This window comes from Chryseolinea serpens, from assembly GCF_900129725.1.
Classification (GTDB): domain Bacteria; phylum Bacteroidota; class Bacteroidia; order Cytophagales; family Cyclobacteriaceae; genus Chryseolinea; species Chryseolinea serpens.
Genome location: NZ_FQWQ01000001.1, coordinates 1,260,168 through 1,282,216, shown reverse-complemented (window position 1 = coordinate 1,282,216; position 22,049 = coordinate 1,260,168). Strand labels below are relative to the sequence as shown.

Sequence of the window (22,049 nt, the reverse complement as noted above, 5' to 3'; positions counted from 1 at the left end):
CGCCATAATCATGGCACATTTTTTTCCTTTTCCAGTGTAAGGTTATAGGTAAAAAGGAAACGCACAAATGAAGGTATTGATGTTTGGCTGGGAGTTTCCCCCGCATATTTCCGGGGGCCTGGGAACGGCTTGCTATGGCTTGACGCAGTCGTTGCGGCAGCATGACGTCGAAATTCTGCTGGTGATACCCAAACTTCACGGCGATGAGCCCGAGATGAAATTCGATCTCATCGATGCCAGCCACGTAACGCTTCAAAACAAGAACGGACGCATCGCCCCTCCGGCTATTGCTGAGGCGCCCCTTGCCGATGGTCCCGTGAAGCGCCCTGCGGTGGTGGCCGCGAAGCCCGCTGAGTTTGTCGTCAGTGGACCGGAAGCCCATCTCCGGCGGCCGGTGTATACGACGGTTTACACGACGCAGGAAACAGAAGATCTTACCACCATCGAGATCCCATCGTATCTCTCACCCTATGTCAGCCCTGCCATGAACGTCCTGCCAAAATCAATGACCGTTTCAACAAAGCGGTGGAAACAGACGGCGGTGGAAATGGATAAAAAAGTGGAAAGAAAGATGGAGCCGAAGAACGAAGACACGTATAAGGATATTGATAAGGCTAGTGACTATGTTAACGTTGATCCTCATCATGCTGATCCGGACACTGTGGCGCAACTTCCCGAAGAAGGATCATATTTCTATGCCTTCTCGGGGAAGTATGGTCCCGATCTCCTCGAAGAAACAAAACACTATGCGGAGGTAGCCGCCGAAGTCGCGCGCCGCAACACCTTCGACGTTATTCACGTGCACGATTGGATGACCTTTCCTGCGGGGTTGGCGGCGAAGGAAGCCAGTGGCAAGCCCCTGGTGGTTCATGTGCATTCCACCGAATTCGACCGCTCGGGCGAAATTCCCCATGCGCCCGTATTTGAAATCGAGAAAGCAGGCTTTGAAGGCGCCGACAGTATTGTGGCGGTGAGCGGCTGGACAAAACGCATCGTTGAGTCGCGTTACCACATCGCGCCGTCCAAAGTGAAAGTAGCCTACAACGGCGTGATGCCCCGCGAGATCACGCCGCTCGTACACGGTCATCCGTTCGGTCCTCACGTGGTCACCTTCCTGGGAAGACTTACCTACCAAAAAGGTCCGCTCTACTTTGTGAAGGCTGCCTACCAGGTGCTCGAAAAATTTCCCGATGCTCACTTCATTGTCGCGGGCTCCGGCGACATGCTTCCCCAGGTCATCGAAGAGGTGGCCCACCTGCGCATCTCCACCCGCTTTCATTTCACCGGTTTTTTAAAAGGCGACAACGTAGAAAAAGTATGGTCGATGACGAAGGTATATGTGATGCCTTCCGTCTCCGAACCCTTTGGCATCACTCCGTTAGAAGCGATCCAGGCCGGCATTCCGGTGATCGTGTCGAATCAATCGGGTGTGTCGGAGGTGATGTCGCACGTCATCAAAGTAGACTTCTGGAATACACATGCCCTGGCCAACGCCATTTGCAACGTGCTGGCCCACGAGAGCCTGTCCGCAACCCTGCGCGAAAACAGCAAGGATGAAATTCAACACATCACCTGGAGTAAAGCCGCAAAGAAAATTAAAACCATCTACCATGAGCTCACAACCTAATCCAACGCCCAAACCCATGGTGTTATATTTCCAGGCGCATCAGCCCTGGAGACTTCGTCCGTTTCATTTTTTTGAGATCGGAACGCAAGGCGATGGGTTCGACAACGCCCAGAACGAAGCCATCGTGCGTCGCATCACTCGCCAGTGCTACCTGCCGGCCAACAAGATCGTGTTGGATCTCATTAAAAAATTTCCACAGCTAAAGATCACTTTCTCTATTTCCGGCACGTTGCTCGACCAACTGAAACAATATTGTCCCGACGGGCTCGCCAGCTTCAAGGCATTGGCCGAAACCGGCGCGGTGGAGTTCCTGGCCGAAACGGATTTTCATTCGCTGGCCAGCCTGCTTCCCGGAACGGAGTTTGAAGAACAAGTGCTCGACCACGTGGCCCGCTTGCAGGAATACCTCGGCGTGCGTCCCTTGGTCTTTCGCAACACGGAATTGATCTACAACAACGACATGGCAAAGAAGGTCCATGCGCTCGGGTTCAACGGCATGTTCCTCGATGGCATCGATGCCGTGCTACAAGGCAGAAGCCCCAATCATCTATACGAACATCCCGAAGAAAAAGGAATGAAGCTGTTCCCGCGTAATTATTTTCTCAGCGACGACATCGCGTTTCGCTATCACGAGTTTGGCAAAAAGCTGACCGTGGGAAAATTCATGGCGCGGCTCAAGAGCATACCCCAAGAGGATCAACTGATCACCCTCGGGCTGGACTACGAAACGTTTGGCGAACACCACAAAGCGGAGAGTGGCATTCTCAATTTTCTTCATGACCTGCTGGTGTGTTTCGCCAAAGACAAGCACCACAAATTGGTGACGCCATCCGAAGCCATTCAGCAAATCCAGGATACGCCGGCGCTCCACGTGCCCGATACGATTTCTTGGGCCGATGCAGAACGCGATCTGTCGGCCTGGCTGGGCAACGACATGCAGCAGGATGCCTTTGAGACCATGGCCCACCTGGAAGGACGCATCAAAACCCTGAACGACCCCAACCTCACCGACCGCTGGCGCAGGCTGATGACCAGCGATCATTTCTATTACATGTCGACGAAGCGGAACAGCGATGGCAACGTGCACGCTTACTTCAGTCCATACGCATCACCCTACGAAGCCTTTATGAACTACATGAATGTGTTGCAGGATTTTCTTCATACCGTGAAGGAAAAAGAAAAAGAGATGGCCACGCTGCCGGAAAAAGGAGCCTTGAAAGCAGAGGCGGAACGACGCGAGATGCACACGCCCATCTGGGCCATGAAATTAGAAAACAGCTATGAGAAGTAGGATAGAGACGATCGAGAAAAGAAAGCTGGACGTGTACCCGGGTTTGGCCTACCCCATAGGCGCCACCTGGGATGGAGAAGGCGTGAACTTTGCGTTGTACGCAGAAAACGCTACCGCCGTTGAACTGTGTCTTTTCGATTCTCCCCGTGATGAAAAAGAAGTTATAAAAATAAAAATACAGGAGCGGTCGCACCAGATCTGGCACGCCTACATTCCCGGGCTGCAACCCGGACAACTCTATGCCTATCGTGTGCATGGTCCCTATGAGCCTCAGAACGGCCATCGCTTTAACGCCAACAAATTGTTGATCGATCCCTATGCAAAGGCCATTGCCGGCAAGATCGAATGGGACGATGCCCTGTTTGGCTACATCGTGAACGACGAGGCAGCTGACTTGTCATTTAGCGAAGTGGATAGTGCACCCTTTCTCCCCAAGTGTGTCGTGAGCGACACGCGCTTTGATTGGGAAGATGACAAGCGACCCAACATACCCTACCACGAGAGCATCATCTACGAAATGCATGTGCGGGGCTTCACCAAACTTCACCCGAACATTCCGGACGACATCCGGGGGACCTTTGCAGGCCTGGCCCATCCGGTGACGATCGAATACCTGAAGAAGCTCGGCATCACGGCTATCGAATTGATGCCGGTACACCATTTCATTGCTGACCGTCATTTAGTAGAACAAGGGTTGACAAACTATTGGGGCTACAATACCATCGGGTTCTTTGCCCCGGAAGTGCGCTATTCGGCGAGTGGCGTGCTGTGTGAACAAGTGATCGAGTTCAAGGAGATGGTGAAGGCGCTTCACCAGGCAAACATCGAAGTGATCCTGGATGTGGTCTACAACCACACGGCAGAGGGCAATTTCATGGGACCGACGCTTTCGTTCCGGGGTATCGACAACGCCAGCTATTATCGTCTATCCGAAGACAAACGCTTTTACTTCGACTATACCGGCACCGGCAACACGCTCAATGCGAATCTTCCCAACGTGTTGCGCCTGATGATGGACAGCCTGCGCTACTGGATCCTGGAGATGCATGTCGATGGGTTCCGCTTCGACCTGGCGTCGGCACTGGCGCGCGAGTTGCACGAAGTGAACAAGCTCAGTGCATTCTTTGATATCATCCACCAGGACCCCGTCATCTCCCAGGTGAAGCTCATTGCCGAACCGTGGGACATTGGTGAAGGCGGCTACCAGGTCGGCAAGTTCCCGCCGGGTTGGGCGGAGTGGAACGGGAAATACCGCGACTGCATCCGCGACTATTGGCGTGGTGCCGACAGCATGTTGGGGGAATTCGCCCAGCGTTTTACGGGCAGCCCCGACCTCTACGAAGGTGACTATCGCAGCCCGACGGCCAGCGTCAATTTTATTACCGCGCACGACGGCTTCACGTTGCACGATCTCGTATCGTACAACGAAAAACACAACGCAGCCAACGGAGAAGACAACAACGACGGAGAATCGTACAACCGCTCCTGGAACTGTGGTGAAGAAGGCGCCACCGACGACCCTGACATCATCGCCCTGCGCAACCGCCAGAAACGCAACCTGCTGACCACGCTCTTTCTTTCACAAGGTGTGCCGATGCTGCTGGCCGGCGACGAACTCGGCCGCACACAACAGGGCAACAACAACGCATATTGCCAGGACAACGAGATCTCGTGGATCAACTGGGCCGATGCTGATCACGCCTTGTTGAAGTTCACGAAAAAACTCATCGCCCTGCGCAAAAAGCATCCCGTGCTTTGCCGGAGGGGGTGGTTCCAGGGCCGTCCCATAAAAGGCGTAGGGGTGGAGGACGTCGCTTGGTTTTTACCCGAAGGAACGGAGATGACGGAAGAACATTGGAGTCATGATTTTGCCAAGTCGCTGGGCGTATTTCTAAGTGGTCACGGCATCCACACGCCCGGCCCAAAAGGAGAAGCCGTGCTGGACGATAGTTTTTATATCATGTTCAATGCGCATCACGAACCACTGGATTATGTTTTGCCCCCGCCAAAATATGCGCTCCAGTGGACGCAGCTTCTCAATACAGCCACCGGCCAGATCGGTGAAGGTCCCGCCTACGATCCCCAAGGCACAGTGACGGTGGAAGGACGATCGATAGTACTTCTTCACCATCCCCTCGACACATGATGCAAGCAGTCGCTATAGACCACCGCCGGCTTGGCGTGAATTTCACCGGTGAAGGCACCGCCACCGTAAGGTTGTGGGCGCCCAAGCTGGAAGCAGTACACATCCGGTTCCGGGACCAAACGCTCCCGCTTCTTCCTGAAGCGCACGGCTACTGGACCTTGACCATCCCAAACCTGCAACCAGGCGACGACTACGAATTCATCACCCCCAACGGCAAGGCTATCCCGGACCCGGCGTCCCTCTGTCAGCCGCAGGGTGTGCACGGTCCGTCGCGGGCGGTGGACCTCGCTGCCTTTGTGTGGACGGATCACAAGTGGGTGAACCCAAGCCAGGACGATTACATTTTTTACGAGCTCCACGTCGGGACCTTTTCACCGCAAGGAGATTTTCAAGGGGTTATCGATAAACTCTCACACCTCAAAGCATTGGGCATTACCGCCATCGAGCTGATGCCCGTGGCACAATTTCCGGGCTTGCGCAACTGGGGCTATGACGGCGTGTTTCCCTATGCGGTGCATGCGGCCTATGGCGGACCACGAGGGTTGCAAGAACTGGTGAATCAGTGTCATGCACAGGGCATCGCCGTCGTGCTGGATGTGGTTTACAATCATCTCGGACCGGAGGGGAACTACTTCAAGGAATTCGGCCCCTATTTTACATCGAAATACAAAACGCCCTGGGGCGATGCGATCAACTTCGACGACGCCCATAGCGATGAGGTCCGTCGTTTTTTTATAGAGAATGTGCTGATGTGGTTTCGCGACTTTCACATCGATGCCCTGCGGCTCGACGCCGTACACGCCATCAAAGATCTCAGCCCCATTCATATTTTGAAAGCGATCCGGCAGGAAGTCGACGCGTTCATCCAAAATCATTGGTGCATGCACTACTTGTTTGTGGAACTGGACCTGAACGATACGCGCTACCTCGACCCGCTCAAACGGGGAGGCTACGGCATGGATGCCCAATGGGCAGACGAATTTCACCACGCTCTGCGCGTCACAGCCGGGCAGGAGCGAAGCGGTTACTATAGCGATTTTCATGGCGTGGGTCACCTGGCCAAAGCGTATCGCGATGCTTATGTATACGATGGTCAATATTCAGAACACCGCCTCAAATGCTTTGGCATTCCTGCGACACACCAGGCGGGCAACAAGTTTATTGTCTTCTCGCAAAATCACGACCAGGTGGGCAATCGCATGCTGGGCGAACGCACGAGTGCACTGGTGAGCTTTAGCATGCTGAAGGTGATGGCCGGCGCGACCATCCTAAGCCCGTTCCTGCCGCTGCTGTTTATGGGAGAAGAGTATGGCGAAAAAAATCCCTTCCAATATTTTGTGCACCATGGCGATCCACAGCTCATCGACGCCGTGCGCCGGGGACGTCGCGAAGAGTTTGCTGCCTTTCACGATGCAGGTGAGGCACCTGACCCGCAAAGTGAATCAACTTTTAGGAACAGCAAACTCCAGTGGGAACTCCAGCAAGCGGACGACCACCGAGCGTTGTTCCAATACTACCAGGCCCTGATCGCATTGCGCAAGAAACATCCCGCCTTGCGTCACCTGGACCGCCATGCGCTGGAAGTTTTCTTTGAGGAAGACGGGGATATCCTGGTGCTTCACCGGTGGCATCACGCGGATCATGCGTGGTGTGCCATGAATTTTTCAAACCGGGCACAGCGCGTCGCCCTGGCCAACGATCAACCCTTGCAAAACGTGCTGGACTCTGGCAATGCGCATTGGAATGGAAAAGAAACTTCACCGGGAATGTTGCAGGCCAGCAGCTTTATCCTGCCCCCCGAATCCCTGGTCGTATACACTGGAAAATATGACTAACCCCGCCGTCACGTACCGCATACAATTTCACAAGGATTTCACCTTCCGGCAGTTGGAGGCGATCATACCCTACCTCGTGTCGCTGGGCGTGGGAGCCGTATATGCCTCGCCCATTTTTGAATCGGTGCCGGGAAGTTTGCATGGCTACGATGGCGCGAATCCCCACCGCATCAATCCGGAGATCGGCACAGAAGACGACCTCTACCGAACCTGCCGGAAGCTGAGGGAATGCGGCATTGGCTGGATACAAGACATCGTACCCAACCACATGGCCTTTCATCCGTGCAACCTCTGGCTGATGGACGTGCTGGAGAAAGGACGGTATTCCGTTTATGCAAACTTCTTTGACCTGGCGTGGGCGGGCGATCTTTTTCACGGCCGCATCATGGTGCCCGTGCTGGGCGCTCCCCGCGAGGACGTGTTGTTCAACAAGGAACTGCAAGTGACCTATTGGCAGCAGCGGTTTGTGATCAAATTTCACGACCATCATTATCCCTTGCATCCCCGGTCGTACGCCCTCATTTTGAACGACAACCAACCTCCGCAGGCGATCCAACAATGGAAACAGCAGATCGCCGAGTTACATACCATCGACCACGCCGTGCCCTATTCCCTCCGTTGGCACGAGCTGCTGCTGCAACTGGACTCCCTGATGCAAAACACAGAGGTGAACACCTACATCCAAACCTGTCTCGAACAAGCGAACGGCGACGGTCTGGCACTGAAGCGAATATTGGACGAACAAACCTATGCGCTGACGCCCTGGCAGGTGACAGATCGCCGCATCACCTTCCGCCGCTTTTTTACGGTCAACGAATTGATCGGGCTCAATATGCAGGACGAGAAAGTGTTCGACCACTATCACCTCCTCATCAAAAAATTCGTGGTCGACGGTGTGTTCCAGGGCCTGCGCATCGATCACGTCGACGGACTCTTTGATCCGCCGCAATACATCGAGCGCCTGCGCAAACTGGTGGGTGACGACGTGTTGATCTATGTGGAGAAAATTTTGGAAGCCGATGAAACACTCCCTTCCTGGCCGATACAGGGAACTACCGGCTACGAATACATGGCTTGGGTCAATCAGCTGATGACCTATGCCCCGGCCGAAAAGAAATTCTCAAACCTCTATGAACACATCCTGAAGAGCGATACGTCCATCGACGTAGAGATCCATGCCAAGAAAGCGCACATCCTGAACACCCACATGCAGGGTGAACTGGACAACCTGTATCACCTGTTCCTCGAACTGAACCTCGTCGATAAGAAGCTGCTAACACCGTCTGCCGTGGCAACGATCAAGCCCTCCCTGGCGGCGTTTCTGGTGCATTGTCCGGTATACCGCTATTATGGCAACGCGTTTCCATTGGGAGCAGAGGAGGTGCAAAAGGTGAGATGCATCTTGACCGAAATTCGCGAACGATCGCCGGCGCTTGGCGATGGCGTTACGGTTCTCGAGCAGGCCTTGTTGTTTCCAGTACCTGCCGACGATGAGACCCACGCGCAACGGGCAGCCCAATTCTACAAACGCATCATGCAGTTCACCGGACCGCTCATGGCGAAAGGATTTGAAGACACCTTGTTCTACACCTACAACCGCTTTATCGGCCACAACGAAGTGGGCGATTCACCTGCCCGGTTTGGCATGTCGCCCGATGCGTTTCACGCCCGCATGGCGCACCGCCAGCAGCAATGGCCCCTCAGCCTCAATGCCACGTCCACTCACGACACGAAACGGGGCGAAGACGCACGGGCCCGCCTCAACGCCATCACGAGTCTTGCCGAAGCCTGGGCCGACACCGTGACCGAATGGTTTGCATTGACAGACCCTTTGAAAGAAGATGGTATGCCCGATGCCAACGACACGTACTTCATCTTTCAAACGCTGGCCGGTGCTTACCCGCTTTCGCAAAGCGACAAATTTGCCGGCAGGCTGGAGACCTATTGTGTGAAAGTCCTGCGCGAGGGGAAACTGAACTCCACCTGGTCCGAACCCAACGAAGCCTATGAGGCGGCCACAGTGAAATTCATCAAGGCACTGGCCACCCTAAGCTCGCCCTTTGGCCTGGCCTTGAAAAAATACCTGGCCACCGTTACGGACGGGGGCCTCATCAACTCCCTCGCACAAGTCGTCTTGAAGTTCACCACCCCGGGCGTGCCCGACATCTACCAGGGCTGCGAAGGCTGGGACTTCAGCCTCGTGGATCCGGACAACCGCCAGTCCATCGACTTCACAAAGCACGAGGCTTCCCTGCACCAAAGCCTCGCGACAACCGAAGGCCACCGGCTGCGTTCGCTCTGGCAAACACGCGACAACGGCTACATCAAGCAATGGCTCATCGCCACCCTCTGCAACATCCGCTGGCAGGAGGCAGCCCTGTTTGCCGAAGGCGACTACATCCCTCTGCCGTTGACCGGCGATCACCACCAACACGCCCTGGCCTTTGCGCGCAAGCGGGGACGCGACTGGATCGTGACCGTCATACCCTTGCACACCGCCTTGCTGGCGCATCGCCAAGACGTGGATCTTCTTTTCATCGATTGGGGAAACACGGCCGTGGTGTTGCCCGCCGAGATGCCGTCAGATTGGGTTAGTCTGTTAACGCCGGGCAAGGGCCGGCATGCGGGAAAAATACAGGTGTCGGAGATCTTTGCCTCGTTCCCCCTGGCGGTGCTGACCCTGAAGGATCAGACCGGTGACCGTGGCGCCGGCGTGCTCTTGCACATCAGTTCCTTGCCCTCGCCGTTTGCTGTGGGCGACCTGGGGCCCGGCGCGTATGCCTTTGTTGATTTTTTAAAAAAGAGTGGTCAAACCTACTGGCAAATGTTACCGCTCAACCCAACCCATGGGTCAAGCGCGCATTCGCCCTATAGCGCCTTTTCTAGTATGGCGGGCAATCCCCTGTTCATCAGCCCCGAGTTGTTGATGGAGGATGGGCTCTTGCCGCCGGAGATCTTGCAAACCCATCGGACACGCCCGAACGAGAGTGTTGACTACCGAAGAGCCGAAAATCAAAAAGACGAATTGCTCGACGCGGCCTGGATCGCCTTTCAAAAAAAAAATGATGGTCCCGCCCGGGAGGCATTTCAGGCGTTCATCGAAAAGGAAGATCACTGGCTTCACGATTTTGCCCTCTATGTCATCCTGACAACCCTGCATCAACGATCGTGGCGGGAATGGCCGGACGATTTGAAGCACCGGGATCCGGTGGCGTTGGAAAAAAATGCAAAGCGATACGCCACGGAGATCCTGAAAATAAAATGGCAACAATTCACCTTTCACCGGCAGTGGCACCGGCTGAAAAAATATGGCAACGATGCAGGCATAAAGCTTTTTGGCGACTTGCCTTTTTATGTCGTCTACGATTCGGCAGACGTGTGGAGTCAACCGGAAATTTTTTGTCTCGACGAAAACAGGGCGCCACGTTTTGTTGGCGGCGTGCCCCCCGATTATTTTAATGATCGGGGCCAACTCTGGGGCATGCCGGTATTTGATTGGGAGACGCTCCGGACCACGGGCTATGCATGGTGGAAACGCCGTCTTAGAAAGAACATCGAACGGTTCGACCTGGTGCGCCTCGATCACTTCCGCGCGTTTGCAGGCTTCTGGCAAGTGGCCGCCGGGGCAACGGATGCGGTGGAGGGTCGCTGGGAGAAAGGACCGGGCAAGGATTTTTTTCGGGCGATGGAGCAGGACCTGGGTGAAAGCCCCTTTGTGGCCGAAGACCTTGGAGAGATCACACCCGATGTGTTTGCCCTGCGCGATGCTTTTGCTTTCCCGGGCATGAAGGTATTGCAGTTCGCTTTTGGACCCGACATGCCGCGCTCGCTCTATGCCCCGCACAACTACGACACGAACTTTGTGGTCTACACCGGCACGCACGACAACAACACCACCCGCGGATGGTTTTCGAAGGAGATCGGAGACAAGGACCGGGACCGCATCAGGAGCTATTCCAACCTGACTGTGACGGACGAAAATATTTCTAAAATATTTATACGCCTGGCCTATGCTTCGGTGGCACGCATCGCGATGGTGCCGCTGCAAGACATCCTGGGCTTGGATGAGACCGCCCGCATGAACACTCCTGGCGCTGCAACCGCCAACTGGATGTGGCGGATGATAAAATTGCCGGGCAAGGAAACGGAGAAAGAACTCCGCGCGCTTGCCAGGCTCTTCAACAGGATATAGATTGTGCAGCGAATAAACCCGTTGTGATTTTCGTTGAGATCATCAAGACTTGCGTGCCGTTTTTCGCATACTTCTTTTTGCCGTTTTTCTCGCGCGCTTTTTCGCCGGACGGCCCGTTCGTTTCGCAGTGGTCCTGGATGGTTTTGCTGCTTTTTTAGGAACCTTGGCGCCGGCCTTGCGTGCTTCGGACAGACCGATGGCGATGGCTTGTTTACGGCTCGTTACCTTTTTTCCACTGCGCCCACTTCTTAGCTCCCCCGTCTTGCGCTCATGCATGGCGCGCTCCACCTTGCGCTGAGCTTTCTTTCCATATTTTGCCATGAGTTATTGTGTTTGATTTTGATAAGGGTGTGAAAAAAGAATGCCAGTCCCTTGCAAAGAGCAATTCAATGGCAAACATTACCTCGCTTTTTCAACGCCGGGGTATTTTGTAGTGTTCAGAACAGACGCCGGTGATCTGTCCGTAGAGTGGAATTTTTTTCACGTATCAGAAGGAATCTCTACACCTGCATTGGTTATGCTCTCCCTTGAGTCTGCTGAAGCAGCTTTGCCGGTCCACCATTCCTGTATGATTTTTGAATGACCAGAGATAGTCAAACGATGAAACCATCATGAAAAAAATAAATCTCTTGGTGACGCTGACACAGTATCCCGAAAACATCACACCCAAAATGCTTGCCGGCGACGTCACGGAATGGATAATGGATAGCAACTTTTTCGTGTTCCCCTATGCCAGTCCCATGTACCGTCCAAACCTGAAGCAGCTCAAACGATATCATTATCTGCGACGGGTGGAGGTGTTTTATGCGGTGTTGACCAGCAACAACTGAGGCGTCGATGATTGACGCCCTGCTATTTTGACTCTTTCCCCACGCTGCCATTCACAGGCAGGTAGGTGATAAATTCGGCACCCTTGCCATCTTCACTCACCACGTGCAAGGAGCCTTTGTGGTTGTTGATTATTCCTAAGCTTATCGACAAGCCAAGACCAGTGCCTTTGCCGACTTCTTTTGTCGTGAAAAAAGGATCCATGATTTTCCGTTGCAGGCTAGGGGGGACGCCGGGACCATTGTCGGAGATACTGATTTTAATAACATCACCGTGTTGTGCCGTAGAAATAATCAGATTCCGCGGCCCCTCGACCGTACTCATAGCATAAACGGCATTGTCGATGATATTCAGAAAAACCTGGCTCAACTGTACCGCACTGGCCAAGACCGGAGGCAAGGTCTTGTAATTTTTGATGACGTGGATATTACTTTCTTTTAGCTTGCTGTTGAGAATGGTGAGCGCGGCTTCCAGTGTTTCGTGCACATCGATCATTTCCATGCCGCGCGTTTGAGGCGACGAGAAAAAGAGCAGGTTCATGATGATCTTATTCGTCCGCTGCACACCATTGCCAATGGTGGTGAGAATGTCACGGATATTTTCTTCTGCTTCGTTAAAATTCTTTTGCAATGCCGCGGGATTGGCGGCGGCTTTGTGCAGATCGTCTATTTCGCTGGTCAGCGCTTCAACACCGCCTGAGATAAAATTGAGGGGATTGTTGATCTCATGGGCAATGCCTGCCGTGAGCACCCCCAGCGAAACCATTTTTTCGGACTGCACGAGATGCTCCTGGGCTATTTTTAGATTTTCGATCGACTGTGTCAATTCCTTCTGATGCCGTTCGATCACTTCATTTTTGGCCATGAGCGCGCGATGCGATGACTTCTTGTTTTGGTAGGCGGCATAAATAATGACCAACAAGACGATGAAGGTAACGATGGACGCAATCAGCACGTTGCGTTGGAATTTGCTGCGGGCCACTTCGAGGGCAAAGATTTCGTTCCGGGCCTTTAACAAGTTTATTTCCGCATCCCTCCATTCCATTTCCTGCCGGATCGCATCGCGTTCGAAGTTGGCCTTTTCCTTTCCCACAAAAAGTGAATCGCGTATGGCGTTGAGTTTTTGCAAGGCGAATACAGCGTTTTTATATTTTCCCTCCGCATTGGAAAGATCGGCGCTGGCTTGCCAGTAGTAGAGCCTCACGTTGTCGTCTATGCTGTGGGGTAAGAGGATTTTTGCCGAATCGAGATAGACCTTGGCTTCGGGGTAGCGCTTCATCAGGGTCAGCACACGGGCCACGGTCGCGGCCGTATGGCAAGCGTCGGAGAGCTGGTGGTAGTTCATCGCTGCCCGGTATCCGAACTTGATTTGTTCCAGGGCTTCCGGATAGCGCTTTAACTTGATATAGAGGTTTGCTTTACTCCACCGGATAATGCCAAGCCATACCGGACTGTGAAAGTCGATGGCCAACTGCTCTGCTTTGTTGTACCATTCGAGCGATGCGTCGAGACTATTGGTATAGACGTAACAAAGTCCTGCCGTGTTGTGCGCACTGATGAATTCGGCCGAGTCTTGCTTTTCCGGTTTTTTTATGGTCTTGAAATTTTCGATCGCTACTTTGGATTGGTCGATCGACCGGGGATAATCGTTCTCGATATAGTAAATGATGGATAGAAAATAGTTGCTGCGGAACAATCGCTTTTGGTCGCCCACGGCATGAAATAAAATAGCGGCCTCTTGTATTTTTTCCTGTGCTTCCGGGAGCAAGTTGATGGCTTTATAGAAATAACTGATGTGCAGGGCCATCCATCCACGGGTTGATTTGGAACAGGATTGCGCGAGGGCATAGGCCGCATTGAAGTTCCCGAAAGCTTCCTTTATACTGCCTTTCTCGAAGTAAAGCTGGCCCAGGGCAGATGTCGTTCTGACGACGATATCCGGTGTCCCCATTTGTTTGGCCGCCAGCAAGACGGCCTGGCCGTGCAGGATACTTTCCTCGAAGGGCAGGGCCAGGGCATGCCGGTAAAGGGAATCTAAATAGGTTTCGAGACTGTCATTCTTCAGCACGGCAAACTTTCTCTTCAAGACGTCTTCTCCCACATCTTGTGCTGCGGCCGGCGTTACCCAGGAAAAAAAAGAAAGAAAGAGCAGGATTAGGACGAGTGTTCGAAGCGGGGTCATGTACCAGAGGGATGGTGAGCGTTGTCTAACTTAGCATCTTCGCCTATCAAATCCAATTTTTTTGTGATGTAAAGACACCGCTGAAACTGCCGTTACGCAAGACGAACGGAAGATGTTTTTTTAGAAGAGTGTAATTTTTTTTCGCCAGGTAAACCAAAAACCAAAGTCAATCCATGGCAAGTCAGACTCAGGGGATGCAACCGGCGGAGGAGAACATTCAAACGAACCCGGGATGGTTTGACGACAGGGGTAGAGCTTTTCGAGGAAAGATGCTCGGTGCTAGTGAGTAAAAGGAAAGAGGCTGCGGTCACTAGCATGTAGTGAGAGCAGCCTCTTAGCATCGGGACCTTTCATCCGCTGAGTATTACCTCTTGCTTATGTTCTCCAGGTTGCGTTTGACGCCGTGATACGACGCCTTTTTTACTTCCTGGGAGTAAAAGCCCGACGACCATGAGAGGCCAACCATCGTGCCAATATGAAAAACACACGAAGGACTTCATATGGACTTAGGATGATTGTGTGCAACAGTGTGGAAGTGTTTCGTTTATTCTACCCTCAGGGGAAAAAACTCCACGCTTGTTAATGAACGCCATTGCTAATAGCGCTTCTACCGGATTGGCACGGAGGTGGGGCGCTCCACCTTGACCGTTTTTCCCGGGGACCTATCCCCATTGGTGGCACGATAGGAGATGTCTGGCACGGGTTAACTATGGCCAGAGATTGTGGACAATGTATACGTTTGTTGACATTCATCCTCACGGCGTTTTGGCAAAAGTTTTTTTAAGGCGTCCAGGCGCAGGTTATTCTCAGGCATGAATTTCGCCAGGGGTTCCCGAAAACCTGTTTCACATATGAAAAAGACAATGCCTCTTCCGCAACGGGAAACTATCTCCGACCATAATTCCAAACTTGAAAGACTTTTTGAAGACGAATTGAAGGACATTTACTGGGCCGAGAAGGCGCTTGTCAGGGCATTGCCAAAACTGTTGCGCAATGTCACCTCCGATGAGTTGTACAAGGTGCTGGAAGACAACCTCACCGAAACGGAAGACCATGTCGTGCGTCTGGAAAGTGTTTTCCGGATGCTGGGGAAAGAGCCCAAAACCAAAAAATGCGAGGCGATGGCCGGTCTTATCCGCGAAGCCGACGAGATCATGAGCCATACCGAAGTTGGACCGGTGCGCGATGCCGGCATCATCTCGGCCGTCCAGAAAGTAGAGCATTATGAAATGGCCTCGTATGGCACCCTGCGCACCTTCGCCAGCACCCTCGGATTAGATCGGGCCGTGCGTTTATTGCAGGAAAACCTCGACGAGGAACGCGCCGCCGACAACAGACTGTCGGAGCTGGCCATGTCGGCCATCAATTTCGAAGCCGCCGAACGATGATCTTTGCTTTTGTTTTATGGCCCCGCGTGGAGCATCCGTTAAATTTTTTCGGAACGCCACGGGGCATTGCATTTCGCCGGATCGTTTGCTAAAAAACAACAACCAGAAATAGTTATGAAAACGAAGGAAAAATCGACCTCCGAAAACAAAGCCGCTGGGAACAAGAACATGGCCTTGGCAAAACCGGTATCGCGCGTGGCCCCGAAAGCCCGCAAGACCGCCGCGCCGCCGCCATCACCCACACCCAAGAAGTCGTTGAAAAAGAAATGGGATCCGGCCGCTCAATATTTCTGAGTGGCGTGTCTATGGTTGTCTTTAGTCCTTTAAATAGTAGCTGTCTTTAATCTTAAACAGTGGTTGTCTTTTAATCTTTTAAATAGTGGTTGTCTTTAATCTTTTAAATAACCGTCGTCTTTGATCTTTTAAATAAATCCGTCAATCTCCCAAAAAACATTATGGCTCTTCCTCGCAAAGAAACCCGCAATAAAAATATTAATAAGAAAATCGAAAATCTTAAGCCCGATACCGAAGACGGTAAAGACGAATTTCTGACCACCAACCAAGGCGTTCGCATCAACGACAATCAAAATTCACTGAAGTCAGGCGATCGGGGTCCGTCCCTGCTGGAAGATTTTATTTTGCGCGAGAAGATCACGCATTTCGATCACGAACGCATACCGGAGCGCGTAGTGCATGCCCGTGGATCGGCCGCGCACGGCGTGTTCAAAGTGTATAAGCCGTTGGCACAGTTCACAAAAGCAAAATTTTTGAACGATACAAAAACGGAAACCCCTGTATTTGTCCGCTTCTCCACCGTGGCAGGATCGCGCGGTTCTTCTGACCTGGCGCGCGATGTGCGTGGCTTTGCCGTAAAGTTGTATACAGAGGAAGGTAACTTCGATATTGTCGGAAACAATATGCCCGTTTTCTTTATCCAGGATGCCATGAAATTTCCCGATCTCATCCATGCCGTAAAACCCGAGCCGCACAACGAAATTCCCCAAGCGGCTTCGGCGCACGACACCTTCTGGGATTTTATTTCACTCATGCCCGAAGCCATGCACATGGTCATGTGGGTCATGAGCGATCGCGCCATTCCCCGCAGTCTCCGCATGATGGAAGGCTTTGGTGTACACACGTTCCGTTTGGTGAACGACGAGGGAAAATCCTGTTTCGTCAAATTCCATTGGAAGCCGCTGCTGGGCGTACACTCGGTGGCCTGGGATGAGGCCCTCAATATATCGGGTCGCGATCCCGATTTCCACCGCCGCGATCTCTATGAAGCCATTGAAAGCGGCAACTTTCCCGAGTGGGAGCTGGGGGTGCAGATTGTTCCTGAAAAAGATGAACATGCCTTTGAGTTCGACCTGCTCGATCCGACAAAATTAATACCGGAAGAAATTGTGCCCGTGCAGCGCGTGGGAAAACTCACCCTCAACCGGAACCCCGATAACTTCTTTTCTGAAACAGAACAAGTGGCTTTCCATGTGGGCAACATTGTGCCCGGCATCGACTTCACGAACGACCCGCTTATGCAGGGTAGGCTGTTTTCCTATACCGACACGCAATTGATCCGCCTCGGCGGACCAAACTTTCACGAAATACCCATCAACCGTCCCGTGGCACCGGTGCACAATAACCAGCGCGACGGTTTCATGCGACAAACCATCAATAAAGGTCAAGTCAGCTATGAGCCTAACTCTCTTGGCGGCGGCTGTCCTTTCCAAGCCAAAATGGACCAGGGGGGATTCAGCTCCTTTGCCCAACGCATCGATGCAAAAAAAGTGCGCGAACGTAGCAGCAGCTTCATGGACCATTTTAGTCAGGCTAAACTTTTTTTCAACAGCCAGTCGGAGCCCGAAAAAAATCACATCATCGATGCCTTGCGTTTTGAGTTGGGAAAAGTAGAGACCCTCGCCATACGCCAGCGCATGCTGGGATTGCTATCCCAGGTCGACCGGGATCTTGCCCAGCAGGTCGCCACGGGTCTGGGAATGCCTGTGCCGAAGGCTCCCGAGAAACCGATGAACCACAGCGTGCCCGCCGACGGGTCGCCCAACCGTTACAAGTCGGTGGTGAAGGAGAGTGGATTGCCCGTCTCCCAAGCATTGAGCATGGCCGGCACCATCAAGAATTCCATTGCCACGCGAAAGGTCGCCTTCCTCGTAGCCGACGGCGTTGATGCTGCCACGGTGACGTCGATGAAAAAGGCGCTGGAATCTGGAGGTGCTGTAGTGGAACTGATCGCACCGCGATTAGGGGAAGTGAACGCCAGCAACAAGACAGCTTTCAACATTAAAAAATCGTTCCTCACCGGCGCCTCTGTTTTTTATGATGCCGTTTATGTTCCTGGCGGAGCGGTGAGCATCAAGACATTGGCCGGCGAGCCCGATGCCGTTCATTTTTTGAACGAAGCCTACAAACATTGCAAAGCCATAGCCGCCAGCGAAGACGCAAGGCCGTTGCTAAAGGCGACTTATTTTGGCGCGGCGTTGCCGGATGGCAAATCGAAAGACAGCGCCTCGTCCGCAGGCCTGTTCATACAGGCCGATACAGCACGGTTGGCGAAGCCATTCATAGACGCCATCGCGCAACATCGTTTTTGGGAACGGGAAAAAATACGGAAGGTACCCGCCTAGAATTTTAGCCGCCGGGCCGCAAAGGCGCAAGGGGAAGTGTATGCGAGGCAAAAGCACCGCTGCAGTTAACTTTGCGTCTTTGCAACTTTGTGGTTAATCCTCCAAACGCTACCTTGTCTCCCCAGTTGTCCCAAGAAAATCCATGAAGAGTCTCCGGCTGGTTGCGCTGTTATTTTGCGTTGCGCAAAGCGTTTCCGCGCAAAGCAACGACAGCCTCATTGCTGTTCTGAAAAAAGAGATTGCCCAAAAAGAAGTTTACGTCCAGCACAAGCTCAACGCCATTGCGAACCTTCGCCAGTCATTGGCGCATGTGAGTAGGCTGACGCTGCCCGAACAGTTCGAGCTCTATAATGGGCTCTATCACCAATACAAAGTATTCATCAACGATTCCGCTTTTAAATATGCTACCCGTCTCATCGAAACCGCCGGCAAGCTCAAGGACAAGTCGCGGCTTGGCTACGCCCGGGTGAAGCTGAGCTTCATCCTCAACTCGTCGGGCATGTTCAAGGAGACCTTCGACTCCCTCAACGTGGTGGAGCCTCGCTACCTGGACGACTCCACCAAGGCCAATTATTATTGGCTGGTGGGCAAAGCCTATTCCGACCTGAACATATACAATAAGGGCAACCTGTACGACGCCTACTACATCAACCTTTCGCAACACTATTTCGATTCGGCCCTGCAATGGTGTCCAGCCAAATCCTACCAGCATTACTATGTCACGGCCGTGAAAAACGGGCAGATCCACAACTACCAGAAGGTGATCGACACCATCGAAGAACTTTTCCGCACGCAAACCCTGACAAACCCGCAGCGGGCGGTAAACTACTATGACCTGGCGGCCGCCTACCGCGGTGTGAACCAGGAGGAAAAGAATCTCCGCTGCCTGCTGATGTCGGCCCTATGCGACGTTCGCGCCGCCACCAAAGAAACGGCCGCCACCTATACGGTGGCGCGGCTGCTCTATGACCGGGGGGATGTGGCCGATGCCTATGTGTTCATTCAACAGGCCTTGGATGACGCCGAATTCTACGGTGCGCGCCAACGCATGGTGGAAATAGGGTCCATTCTGCCGATGGTGGCCTCGGCCGCGTTGACCCAATCCGAATCGCAGCGCAGGCTCTGGTTGGGCTATGGCGTGGGGTTGTCGGTCTTGTTTGCGATGTTGGGATTGTTTGCCTACGTCAGCCTCCGCCAGCTCCGGAAACTGAAGGCCGCCGAGCTCCAGATCAAGGAAGCCAACAATACCCTGCAGGAGACCAACCGCCAACTCACTGAAGCCAATAGGATCAAGGAGGAATACATCGGCTATTCCTTCTCGGTCAACTCCGAGTACCTTGAAAAGATGGAATCGCTCAAACGGTCGGTCGACCAAAAGCTGACCCATAAAAAGTACGACGACATCAAATTCATCGTCAACAACATCAACGCCCGGCGCGACCGGGAGGAGCTCTACCACAGCTTTGACAAGGTGTTCCTGAAGCTGTTCCCCGATTTTGTAAAGACCTTCAATTCATATTTCCACAAAGAAGATCAGTTTGTCACCAAGGAGGGCCAACTGCTCAACACCGAGTTGCGAATCTTTGCGCTCATCCGCATGGGCATCACCGACACCGACGACATTGCCCGGATCATGGACTATTCGGTCAACACCATCTACGCCTACAAGACCAAAGTCCGGAACAAATCCATCCTTCCCAACGATGAATTCGACCGGAAAATCATGGAGATCCAGGCGACCGCCTAGAAAACGGCCATAAAGCATTCATATTTTTTTGTGACGGACAATCATTCAATTTATTGACAGTCATTTCTTTACTTCCGTCAGGGGGCAAGATTTTTCTATATTCTTTCCATACAAGTTGATAATGGGAAAAGGGGAGACGTCATTTGATCATACAACGCAACCACTAACCCAACCCCTAACCGTATGCCGAAAGTATTACCCAGACAAAAAGGCCGGAGGATTGAATTCATCGGCGACTTTACAAACGACTCGATTGTGATTGGAAACTACGGCGACGCATCCCTGGTAGCCCGGGGCAACTTCAACCTCTCGGGTCTTATTTATTGCGGCAGGAACACCGTTGAAATGGAAATTGCCGGCGACGGCATGATCGTTTTTAAAGGCGTTTGCAAAAAACTCATGATCAAACGCGTGGAGGGGAACTGCGTCATCGACCTCAGCGACCTCACTACCCAAAGTGTGTGGTGCGAATCTGCCCGCGGCAAATCGATCGTCACCCTGGGGCGCACCCGCACCATCGAACTGCTGAGTTTGGATGAGGATGCGCTGGTGCGGTACGAAGGCAAACCCCTGTTGCTCAACTACTCGTTGCGGGGCAATTCAAAGATTGAAAACTGGAAGACAGACACGGAATAAAAAATGCCGGACGCAACGTTGTCCCACAGCGTTTGCGCCAACACGGCATTCGTTGTAGCACATTTTTAAGCCAACCCCGCATATACCTTCAAGCCAAAACCCGCCGGGTAAAAGAAACCGGCGGGTTGGCATGAGGTTGGTTCGGAAAGAGCGACTACCGTTCCCAGAAATGCGGCGGCTCGATGCCCAGTGAACGGAGATAGACATAGCCCTGCGCGCGGTGATGGATCTCATTGTCAACAAAATAGAATGTGATCCAATGTACGGGGCCTTCCCAGGCGCCAAAAGCTTTGTCGATTTCCAGGAGTCTTTCGGACGTTACCTGGGGCCAGAACCGGTTCAGATCTTCGGTCACGGCATCCCAAAGGGCCAGCAGCTCTGCACGTGTCGTGGCCTTGTATCTTTCACTCTGCGCTTCATAGTTGTCCCATTTGCCCGAAACGATGCCTTTGATGCCGCCGCCGGTCAACTGGATCATCTCCAACGCCAGTTCCGAAAATGGGCGCATACCCCCCACAGAATAGGTAAACAGCTTGTCCTCCGGGAAAGCCAGGATGGTGCGCCGCGTAAGGGCGCGGTGGCCTTGCCAATGTTCGAGAAAAGCCGGGATGCTAATAACCGCCGATTGAGTCTGAAGGGTTGTTGTTTCCATAAGAGTTTTGTTTTGTTTCTGAAGTAAAGTAACGGAGACGGGGTGACAGCCCTATGTCAGCATGGAAACAAGATTACTGAAAAAAAGAGAAAAATTTTGTTCGATATGAAGAGTAACTCTGGCTTTTTAGAATAGCCCTACTGAAAGGCTCTTGTTTATGTAACCCAGCACTTTAGTCCGGGGTAGAGACACCTATGACGGGCTTTAGCCCTGACTTTCCCTCTGTATGTATCGCTATCTGCCCAATCATCGGCGTGGTCAGGGCTAAAGCCCGTAACTAGATGTTGCTGTGTTCCCCGGACTGAAGTCCGGGGTTATTCATATTTCTCTTGAAAGATAGGTCTTTAGACCAGGGACAACCACATCTCACTCATCCGGGCCTTAGTCCTGTCCGCAGCGCCAATTCATTTATAATTAAAGGCCAGGGCCAAGTAGTCCCTCTTGCCCGTCACAATAGCCGCGTTAAAAAAATAACGCTGGCAAATCCGAACCTTATATCGTAATATTACGATATATAGCCTATGGGATTAACGAAGACCGAAGAATTTACAAAGGCGCAGAATGAGATGGCGGTGTTGGCCAAGGCCTTGGGGCACCCGGCGCGTATTGCTATTCTTCAATTCCTGATCAAAACAAAGTCGTGTGTCTGTGGCGATATTGTGGAGGAACTTCCGCTGTCGCAATCCACCGTATCGCAACATCTCAAAGAACTGAAGAATGCAGGGCTGATCAAAGGCGACATCGAGGGGCCAAGCGTTTGCTATTGTATAGATGAAAAGACCTGGAGCAAGGCCAAGGCCCAACTCGATAAATTATTTGACAGCTATAAAGAGCCCGGTTGCTGCTGACTATTTTTTTGTCTGTATCAATCGTAATATTACGATAAA

General features: G+C 52.7%; 15 protein-coding genes. 12 read left to right on the top strand and 3 right to left on the bottom strand.

The features are described 5' to 3' along the window. Positions 1-67: 67 nt before the first annotated feature. From BUB30_RS05005 to treY, 5 genes are read left to right on the top strand one after another with little or no spacing between them, the layout of a single operon-like run. On the top strand, positions 68-1,627 hold the full coding sequence (locus BUB30_RS05005; protein ID WP_073131630.1) for a glycosyltransferase family 4 protein: 1,560 nt from the start codon (positions 68-70) through the stop codon (positions 1,625-1,627). Next, positions 1,611-2,918, top strand: a complete 1,308-nt coding sequence (locus tag BUB30_RS05000; protein WP_073131628.1) for a glycoside hydrolase family 57 protein — start codon at positions 1,611-1,613, stop codon at positions 2,916-2,918. Before BUB30_RS05005 ends, BUB30_RS05000 begins: the two co-directional genes overlap by 17 nt. Further along, positions 2,908-5,064 carry a glycogen debranching protein GlgX gene (gene glgX, locus BUB30_RS04995; RefSeq protein ID WP_073131626.1) on the top strand — a complete coding sequence of 719 codons (2,157 nt, stop codon included), beginning with the start codon at positions 2,908-2,910 and terminating at the stop codon, positions 5,062-5,064. The genes BUB30_RS05000 and glgX overlap by 11 nt, the downstream gene beginning before the upstream one ends. Continuing rightward, positions 5,061-6,899: a malto-oligosyltrehalose trehalohydrolase gene (gene treZ, locus BUB30_RS04990; protein ID WP_317044192.1), complete on the top strand. Its 1,839-nt coding sequence runs from the start codon at positions 5,061-5,063 to the stop codon at positions 6,897-6,899. The genes glgX and treZ overlap by 4 nt, the downstream gene beginning before the upstream one ends. Then, a complete protein-coding gene (treY, locus tag BUB30_RS04985) occupies positions 6,892-11,091 on the top strand; it encodes a malto-oligosyltrehalose synthase (protein WP_073131624.1) in 4,200 nt (1,399 codons plus the stop codon). Before treZ ends, treY begins: the two co-directional genes overlap by 8 nt. Positions 11,092-11,133: 42 nt before the next feature. On the opposite strand, the gene BUB30_RS04980 is transcribed toward treY, so the two are convergent. After that, the gene (locus BUB30_RS04980; RefSeq protein WP_073131622.1) at positions 11,134-11,412 is read right to left on the bottom strand and encodes a DUF6496 domain-containing protein; all 279 of its coding nucleotides are present in this window, start codon (positions 11,410-11,412) and stop codon (positions 11,134-11,136) included. 290 nt (positions 11,413-11,702) lie between these two features. On the opposite strand from BUB30_RS04980, the gene BUB30_RS04975 reads away from it, so the two are divergent. Further along, a complete protein-coding gene (locus BUB30_RS04975) occupies positions 11,703-11,921 on the top strand; it encodes a hypothetical protein (protein WP_073131620.1) in 219 nt (72 codons plus the stop codon). Positions 11,922-11,943: 22 nt separating this feature from the next. On the opposite strand, the gene BUB30_RS04970 is transcribed toward BUB30_RS04975, so the two are convergent. After that, entirely contained in the window at positions 11,944-14,100 is a 2,157-nt protein-coding gene (locus BUB30_RS04970) for a tetratricopeptide repeat-containing sensor histidine kinase (protein ID WP_073131618.1), read from the bottom strand. A gap of 851 nt (positions 14,101-14,951) precedes the next feature. Between BUB30_RS04970 and BUB30_RS04965 the strand changes: the two genes are divergently transcribed. From BUB30_RS04965 to BUB30_RS04945, 5 genes are all read left to right on the top strand, one after another. Continuing rightward, on the top strand, positions 14,952-15,488 hold the full coding sequence (locus BUB30_RS04965) for a YciE/YciF ferroxidase family protein (protein WP_073131617.1): 537 nt from the start codon (positions 14,952-14,954) through the stop codon (positions 15,486-15,488). A 114-nt stretch (positions 15,489-15,602) separates the two neighbouring features. Then, positions 15,603-15,782, top strand: coding sequence for a hypothetical protein (locus BUB30_RS04960; protein WP_143164766.1), 180 nt, complete (start codon positions 15,603-15,605; stop codon positions 15,780-15,782). Between the two features lie 161 nt (positions 15,783-15,943). Continuing rightward, positions 15,944-18,127 carry a catalase gene (locus tag BUB30_RS04955; protein WP_073131613.1) on the top strand — a complete coding sequence of 728 codons (2,184 nt, stop codon included), beginning with the start codon at positions 15,944-15,946 and terminating at the stop codon, positions 18,125-18,127. Positions 18,128-18,269: 142 nt separating this feature from the next. Further along, a complete protein-coding gene (locus tag BUB30_RS04950; RefSeq protein WP_073131612.1) occupies positions 18,270-19,874 on the top strand; it encodes a DUF6377 domain-containing protein in 1,605 nt (534 codons plus the stop codon). A gap of 183 nt (positions 19,875-20,057) precedes the next feature. Then, positions 20,058-20,510 carry a hypothetical protein gene (locus tag BUB30_RS04945; RefSeq protein ID WP_073131610.1) on the top strand — a complete coding sequence of 151 codons (453 nt, stop codon included), beginning with the start codon at positions 20,058-20,060 and terminating at the stop codon, positions 20,508-20,510. Between the two features lie 154 nt (positions 20,511-20,664). On the opposite strand, the gene BUB30_RS04940 is transcribed toward BUB30_RS04945, so the two are convergent. Further along, positions 20,665-21,162: a DinB family protein gene (locus BUB30_RS04940; protein ID WP_073131608.1), complete on the bottom strand. Its 498-nt coding sequence runs from the start codon at positions 21,160-21,162 to the stop codon at positions 20,665-20,667. A 521-nt stretch (positions 21,163-21,683) separates the two neighbouring features. On the opposite strand from BUB30_RS04940, the gene BUB30_RS04935 reads away from it, so the two are divergent. After that, a complete protein-coding gene (locus BUB30_RS04935; protein WP_073131606.1) occupies positions 21,684-22,010 on the top strand; it encodes an ArsR/SmtB family transcription factor in 327 nt (108 codons plus the stop codon). Positions 22,011-22,049 lie beyond the last annotated feature (39 nt).